This window comes from Saccharopolyspora sp. 6M, assembly GCF_020176775.1.
Lineage (GTDB): Bacteria > Actinomycetota > Actinomycetes > Mycobacteriales > Pseudonocardiaceae > Saccharopolyspora_C > Saccharopolyspora_C gregorii.
On record NZ_JAIUJZ010000121.1, the window covers coordinates 30,110 to 36,109 of the forward strand.

The 6,000-nt window shown below is 76.7% G+C and carries 1 protein-coding gene and 1 pseudogene (1 of these 2 running past the window's edge); both read left to right on the forward strand.

What is annotated here, in order from left to right:
* A protein-coding gene (locus LCD31_RS17145; RefSeq protein ID WP_224959387.1) for a type I polyketide synthase crosses the window boundary here: on the forward strand, positions 1–2,714 show its final stretch. It extends 25,018 nt beyond the left edge of the window; the window shows 2,714 of its 27,732 coding nt (coding positions 25,019–27,732); its start codon lies off the left edge, out of view; it ends in the stop codon at positions 2,712–2,714.
* An 81-nt stretch (positions 2,715–2,795) separates the two neighbouring features.
* Positions 2,796–6,000, forward strand: a pseudogene (locus LCD31_RS17150) (type I polyketide synthase); the annotation flags it as partial.

A 6,000-nucleotide genomic window follows, 5' to 3' on the forward strand; every position in this document is an offset into this window, starting at 1 on the left:
AGGTCGCGCCGCTGCTCACCGAGCGGGTCGCGATCGCCGCCATCAACGGCCCGGCCGCGCTGGTGCTCGCCGGGGACGAGCCGGACGTGCGCGAGCTCGCCGAACGGTTCGCGGCGAACGGGCGAAAGACTAGGCGTTTGCGGGTCAGCCATGCGTTTCACTCACCTCTGATGGACACCATGCTGGAGGAATTCGGCCGCACCGCGCGGGAAGTCGGCTACGCCGCCCCGGCGATCCCCGTCGTGTCGAACCTGACCGGTGGGGTCGCCACCGCCGAGCAGCTGTGCGACCCCGGCTACTGGGTGGACCACGTGCGCCACGCCGTGCGGTTCGCCGACGGCGTCCGCACCCTCGCCGACCGCGGCGTCGGCACCTGGTGCGAAGTGGGGCCGGACGCGGTGCTCTCCGCGCTGGTCACCGGAACCCTCGACGGCGAGGGCGACGTGGTCCCCGCGCAGCGCGCCGGGTGGGACGAGGCGCAGACCGCGATCACCGCGCTGGCCCGGCTGCACACCAGCGGGACCACGCCGCGGTGGACCGAGTTCTTCGCGGGCAGCGGCGCCCGCCGCGCCGACCTGCCGACCTACCCGTTCCAGCACGAGCGCTTCTGGCCGGAGACCACGGCTCCCGCGCCGGAGAACCCCGCTGCCGCGGCGGAATCCGATACCGCGTTCTGGAGCGCGGTCGCCGACGCCGACTACGACGAGCTCGCCGCCGAACTCGACGTGCCCGGCACCGCGCTGTCCGCGGTGCTGCCCGCGCTGTCCGGCTGGCGGGAACGGCAGCAGGAGCAGTCGATCGTCGACTCCTGGCGGCACCGCTTCGGCTGGAAGGCGCTCACCGCATCGACGGCACGGCCCACCGGGACCTGGCTGCTGGTGCTGCCCGCGGGCGGCGCCGAGCAGGTCGCCGACGTGCTCGGCGCGTTCGACGACGCGGTGCGCGTCGAACTCGACGACCCCGACCGGGCCGCCTGGACCGGCCTGCTCCGCGAGGCGACCGGCGGACGCGCCATCGACGGCGTGGTCTCGCTGCTCGCCACCACCGACACCGGGCGCGCCGCGCCGGTCGGGCCCGCGCGCACCGCGACCCTGCTGCAAGCGCTCGGCGACGCCGGACTCGACGCGCCACTGTGGACGGTCACCCGGGGTGCCGTCGCCACCGGGCGCGGCGAACCCGTGCCGCACCCGGCCCAGGCCGCCGCGTGGGGGCTCGGCCGCGTCGCCGCGCTCGAACACCCCGACCGCTGGGGCGGGCTGATCGACCTGCCCGCGGAGCTCGACGCGGACACCGCCGGACGGTTCGCGGCGGTGCTCGCCGGGCTCGACGGCGAGGACCAGGTCGCGGTGCGGCCAGGTGCCACCCTCGGCCGCCGGCTGCTGCCCGCGCCCGAACGGCCCGCGCAGCGGTGGAACCCCACCGGCACCGTGCTCGTCACCGGCGGCACCGGCGCCCTCGGCGCCCAGGTCGCCCGGCACCTCGCCGCGGCCGGCGCGCAGCACCTTGTGCTGCTCAGCCGCAGCGGTGCGGCCGCGCCCGGGGCCGTGGAACTCCGTGCCGAACTCGCCGAATTCGGCGCCTCCGCCGCCGTCGAAGCCTGCGACGTCGCCGACCGGGACGCGCTGGCCGCCGTGCTCGACGGCATCCCCGCCGCGCACCCGCTGACCGGCGTGGTGCACGCGGCCGGGGTGCTCGACGACGGGGTGCTCGACGGGCTCACCCCCGACCGGTTCGACGCGGTGCTGCGCACCAAGGTGACCGGCGCGCTGCTGCTCGACGAGCTCACCCGCGAGCACGAGCCGACCGCGTTCGTGCTGTTCTCCTCCGCCTCGGCCGCCGTCGGCAACGCCGGGCAGGCCGGGTACGCCGCCGCGAACGCGGTGCTCGACGCGCTCGCCGAGCAGCGGCACGCCGCCGGGCTGCCCGCCACCTCCATCGCCTGGGGCGCCTGGGCCGGTGCGGGGATGGCCGCCGGGCAGGACGCGGCGGACGGCGCGCAGCGCGGTGGCGTGGACGCCATGCGGCCCGACCTGGCGCTGCGGGCGCTCGACGAACTCGCCACCGGGCCGGAACCGGCACCGCTGGTCGCCGCGGTCGGCGAGCGGTTCGCCCGCGCGTTCACCGCGACCCGGCCCAGCCCGCTGCTGCGCGAACTGCCCGGCCACGCCGAGCACGCCGCACCGGCACCCGCCGACCGCGGCTCGCTGCGCGCCGAGCTCGCCGAACTGCCCGCTGGGCGCCGCCGGGACGTGCTGCTGGACCTGGTCCGCGAGCACAGCGCCGACATCCTCGGGCACCCCGGCCCGGACTCCGTCGGCCCCGACCGGGCGTTCCGGGAACTCGGCTTCGACTCGCTGGCCGCCGTGGAGCTGCGCAACCGGCTCGGTGCCGCGAGCGGCCTGCGGCTCGGCACGACGATGGTCTTCGACCACCCGACGCCCGCCGACCTGGCCGAGCACCTGCTCGCCGAGCTCGGCATCGGCGGCGACCCGGCCGCGGACGACGCGGAGGAGGCGCGGATCCGGCGGCTGCTGGCCACCGCACCGCTGTCCGCGCTGCGCGCCGCCGGCGTCCTGGAGGCGCTGGACGGGCTGGACGGGCCGGACGGCGAGCACGCCGACGGCACCCAGACCGGATCCGACGAGTCGATCGACGCGATGGCACTCGACGACCTCGTGCAGGCGGCGCTCGACGGTGCCGTCGAGACCGACTGATGTCGAGACCGACCCACGGAGTTGATGATGACCTCTGGCGAGCACGCCCCGGTGGACCGGCAGGCGCAGGTCGAAAAGGCACTCCGCGCGTCGATGAAGGAGACCGAGCGGCTGCGCAGGCAGAACCAGCGGCTCCTCGCGCAGCGGTCCGAGCCGATCGCGATCGTGTCGATGGGCTGCCGCTACCCGGGCGGGATCCGCTCCCCGGAGCAGCTGTGGGAACTGGTCGACTCGGGCGGTGACGCCATCGGCGAGTTCCCCGCGGACCGCGGCTGGGACCTGGCGGAGCTGCGGGACGCGGGCACCGACGCGCGCGGCAACGAGGTGACCCGACGCGGCGGTTTCCTCGACGGCGTCGCCGACTTCGACCCCGGCTTCTTCGGCATCTCGCCCCGCGAGGCGCTGTCCATGGACCCGCAGCAGCGGCTGCTGCTGGAGGTGTCCTGGGAGGCCGTCGAACGCGCCGGGATCGACCCGGCCGTGTTGCGCGGCACCCGCACCGGCGCGTTCATCGGCACCAACGGGCAGGACTACGCCTACCTGGTGGTGCGCTCGCTGGCCGACGCCGACGGCGACGTGGGCACCGGCATCGCGGCAGGTGCCGTGTCCGGCCGGTTGTCCTACGAGCTGGGGCTGGAAGGCCCGGCGGTCACCGTGGACACCGCCTGCTCGTCCTCGCTGGTGGCCGTGCACCAGGCGGTGCACGCGCTGCGGGCCGAGGAGTGCTCGCTGGCGCTGGCCGGGGGCGTGAACGTGATGTGCACGCCGGGCGCGCTGCTGGAGTTCAGCAGGCAGGGCGGGCTCGCCACCGACGGCCGGTGCAAGGCGTTCTCCGACGCCGCGGACGGCACCGGCTGGGCCGAGGGCGTCGGGGTGCTGGTGCTGGAGCGGCTCTCCGACGCGCGCCGCAACGGGCACCCGGTGCTGGCGCTGGTGCGCGGCTCCGCGGTGAACTCCGACGGCGCCTCGAACGGGTTCACCGCCCCGAGCGGGCGTGCCCAGCAGCGCGTGATCCGGCAGGCCCTCTCCGCCGCCGAACTGTCCACTTCGGACGTCGATCTGGTGGAGGCGCACGGCACCGGCACCTCGCTGGGCGATCCGATCGAGGCGAGCAGCCTGCTGGCGACCTACGGGCAGGATAGAGCCGAACCGCTGCGACTGGGGTCGATCAAGTCCAACCTCGGGCACGCGCAGGCCGCCGCGGGCGTCGCCGGGGTGATCAAGGTGGTGCAGGCGATGCGGCACGGCGTGCTGCCCCGCACGCTGCACTGCGATCCGCCGTCCTCGCACGTGGACTGGTCGTCCGGCGCCGTCGAACTGCTCGCGGCCGCCGAACCGTGGCCGGAGACCGGCAGGCCGCGCCGCGCGGCGGTGTCCTCGTTCGGGGTCAGCGGGACCAACGCCCACACGATCCTGGAGCAGGCACCGGAGGAGACCGCGGACGCCGCCGAAACGCCGCCGGACGACGCCCCGTCCGGGGACGGCCGAGCCGGTGCGCTCTCGGACGCCGGTTCCGCCGTCGCCGCGTCCGCTGGTGGTCCCGCCGCTGCCCCGCCCGGCCCGGTGCCGTGGCTGGTCTCCGGCCGCACCGAGCAGGCGCTGCGCGACCAGGTGGGCGCGCTGCTCGCGCACCTCGACGCGCACCCGGGCGCCCGCGCCGAGGACGTGGCGTTCTCGCTGGCCACCACCCGCACCGCCTGCGAGCACCGGCTGGTCGCGGTCGGTGCCGACCGGACCGAGCTGCGGGACGCGCTCGCCGGGTGGCTCGACGGCACCGCGGCCAGCGCGCACCGCGGGCTGGTGGAGCGACCGGCGAAGCTCGCCGTGCTGTTCTCCGGGCAGGGCGCCCAGCGCGCCGGCGCCGGGCGGGAGCTCGCCGCGCGGTTCCCCGCGTTCGCCGACGCGCTGGCGGAAGTGCTCGCCGAACTCGACCCGCACGTGGACCGGCCGCTGCGCGAGCTGCTGTTCGCCGAGCCCGGCAGCGCCGACGCCGCGCTGCTGGACCGCACCGGATACGCCCAGCCCGCGCTGTTCGCCGTCGAGGTGGCGTTGCACCGGCTGCTCGAATCCTGGGGCGTCACCCCCGGTTTCGCGGCCGGGCACTCCCTCGGCGAGATCACCGCGGCGCACGTCGCCGGGGTGCTGTCGCTGCCGGACGCCGCCGCACTCGTCGCCGTCCGCGGCCGCCTGATGCAGGCGTTGCCCGACGGCGGCGCGATGCTCGCGGTCCGCGCCACCGAGGACGAGGTGGCGCCGCTGCTGACCGACCGGGTCGCGGTGGCCGCGGTGAACGCCCCCGGCTCGGTGGTGCTCTCCGGCGCCGCGGACGAGCTGGACGCGGTGCGGCAGCGGCTCGACGCGGACGGCCGCACGACCACCCGGCTCGCGGTCAGCCACGCGTTCCACTCGCCGCTGGTGGACCCGGTGCTCGACGAGTTCCGGGCCGTGGTGCGGCGCTGCACCTTCGGTCGGCCGCGGCTGCCGCTGGTGTCGAACCTGACCGGCCGGACCGCCACCGCCGAGGAGCTCGCCGACCCGGAGCACTGGGTCCGGCACGTGCGCGAACCGGTGCGGTTCGCGGACGGGGTGCGCGCGCTCGCCGCCGACGGCGCCTCGGTGTTCCTGGAGGTGGGGCCGGACAGCGCGCTGTGCTCGATGGCGCAGGAGACCCTGGACCCGGGCACCCCGGTGATCCCGGTGCTGCGCCGCGACCGCGACGACCGCACCGCCGCGGTGACCGCGCTGGCCCGGCTGCACGTGGCGGGGGTTCCGGTCGACTGGGCGGAGTTCTTCGCCGGTGGCGGCGAGCGCGTCGCGCTGCCCACCTACGCGTTCCAGCGCGAGCGGTACTGGCCGGACGCCGCGCCGCGGGCCGGGGACGCCGCCGGGCTGGGGCTGGCCGAGGCCGAGCACCCGCTGCTGGGGGCCGCGGTGGACGAGGCCGACGGCGGCGGAGTGCTGTTCACCGGCAGGCTGTCGCTGGCCACCCACCCGTGGCTGGCCGACCACGTGGTCGGCGGGCAGGTGTTCTTCCCCGGCACCGGTTTCCTGGAGCTCGCGGTGCGCGCCGCCGACCAGGTGGGCTGCGCCCAGGTCGAGGACCTGACGCTGGCCGCGCCGCTGGTGCTGCCGGCGCGCGGAGCGGTGCAGGTGCAGTTGCGGGTGGACGCGGCCGACGACGCCGGCCGCCGCGAGCTGCGGCTGCACTCCCGGCCCGCCGACGACCCGGGCGCGCCGTGGATCCGGCACGCGACCGGGCTGCTCACCGAGCCGGAGCACGTGCTCG